General features: G+C 42.8%; 3 protein-coding genes. All 3 read right to left on the reverse strand.

All coding sequences use genetic code 11. The features are described 5' to 3' along the window. Window positions 1-240, reverse strand: a 240-nt coding sequence (locus tag IJI01_RS10930) for a hypothetical protein (protein WP_292190080.1), incomplete at its 3' end; no start/stop codon positions are given. A gap of 85 nt (window positions 241-325) precedes the next feature. After that, window positions 326-1,066 (reverse strand): hypothetical protein, encoded by a 741-nt coding sequence (locus IJI01_RS10935; protein WP_292190083.1) that lies wholly within the window; start codon window positions 1,064-1,066, stop codon window positions 326-328. Window positions 1,067-1,148: 82 nt separating this feature from the next. Continuing rightward, the gene (locus IJI01_RS10940) at window positions 1,149-1,595 is read right to left on the reverse strand and encodes a TnsA endonuclease N-terminal domain-containing protein (protein ID WP_292190085.1); all 447 of its coding nucleotides are present in this window, start codon (window positions 1,593-1,595) and stop codon (window positions 1,149-1,151) included. Between the last annotated feature and the right edge of the window lie 34 nt (window positions 1,596-1,629).

The following is a 1,629-nucleotide window of genomic DNA, read 5'->3' on the forward strand; positions in this document are numbered from 1 at the left end:
CTTGAATTCCCATATGTCGCCAGGACGATTTGGATCGAAATCCTGCTTAGGGCCTTTGTAGTAATCACCGACAACAAGCCCTAAAATCTCATTCTTTGCATCTGCGATTGTAAGACCATGTTGCGCCAATGCTTGCATATTCTTTCTTCTTGGAACAAAATCGTATTTCCCTGCGGACAGCAGCCTCTTAACTTCTGTAAGATAACAGGCGATGTCCGACGTGCTCGCTTGATTACTCACTCAGTCACCTCCGTGTACTTTATATTATACTCAAGGATCCTAAAAAGTCAAGAAAAATGCGGTCATATGACCGCATTTTATCGACTCAGCTTTCTCCTGGTAGCCTACACATACCTGTCCTTCCCCAGATTCCTTGCTCCATACCGATAAATGCAGCTTTAATCATTTCTCGATACTCAGCTGACGCAGGTACCGCCAGATAATCTCTGACGGAATATTTTGGAAAAGTGATCTTTAATACCTCAGCTTCAGGCACACCAGTGACCTCTTGAATCTTGATGCATATTTCATGGAAATACTGATCTTCCTGTTTTCTACTCCTATGGTTGTAAATCAGGACGCACTGTCCCCGCTGAATATAATCTCGAACTTCTTCATAAAATGTATACTGGATACTCTTTATAGCTCTCTTACCAACAGACTTTACTAACATTCCGTTGTCCGGATCTACAAAGACAATATCCAAGCCTTTTAATAAATCCAGAGCCTTCTTATGCCATTCTTCACGTCCTGCAACGGTCACCGGCTCACTATAGTATCTTGCGTTCAGTATGAAATTCCCCTGTTCCAGACTTTTGATGGAACGATGATCCGACTTTGCTATCTTTGTCAGCTTCTCAGCCAGTGAAGCATCACAAATCTGAAGCTTTTCCGGGATAAGATATTTCCCATCTTCCTGCTTATATGTACCGTCCGCTTTTCTTTCAGCATCCATCGGTTCAACAAGATACCAATTCACGCCAATAGACAGTCCTTGTGCATGCAAAGCTTTAAGTAGACCTATCTTACCAAAATCACCGATATCTCCAGCATATCTATCCTGCATTCAATCACCCATTACAATCATGGATAAGCAAATGAGTATCTCTCATTCGCATATCAGCTTACAATGTAAACAACTTTTGACCTTAAAAGAACTTTGATTGATTTGCTTGGACATTTTCATCATCCAAAATATGCGTACTGGTTATCAGACTGCCAGCATACATGAGATACCTCACTCCACTTGCCACAGCCATCTCCTCGGCTGCTGCCTGCTTTGCCTTAACTACGGTATCATCAATCTTGTTATCTCCCTTGACCTCAATAAGCTGATAGGAACCGTCCGCCATCTTCGCAAGGAAGTCAGGATAATACTGACGAATTCTGCCTGATTCGGGATCATAGTAGTGTACAGAAAGATCACCCTGGTTGGATGTAAACATCCCTGTGAAGTATACCTCTGCGACCTTACCACTCGTGATGTATTGCATAAAGCATTCCTTCTCTGGGATGGAATCGAAACAGTAAGTATCAGCGTGGAAACTCTTCTTAAGCTGCTCCGGTGTGAAGCCCGGATAGCGGTTTGTCAGCACAAGGTCATCCTTTGCGGAGAATTCATAATAACCC

This window comes from Butyrivibrio sp. (assembly GCF_017433805.1).
GTDB lineage: Bacteria > Bacillota > Clostridia > Lachnospirales > Lachnospiraceae > Butyrivibrio.

Coding starts and splice junctions, on each gene's coding strand:
- IJI01_RS10935 (WP_292190083.1), bottom strand. CDS start 1,066: ATGCAGGATAGATATGCTGGAGATATCGGTGATTTTGGTAAGATAGGT.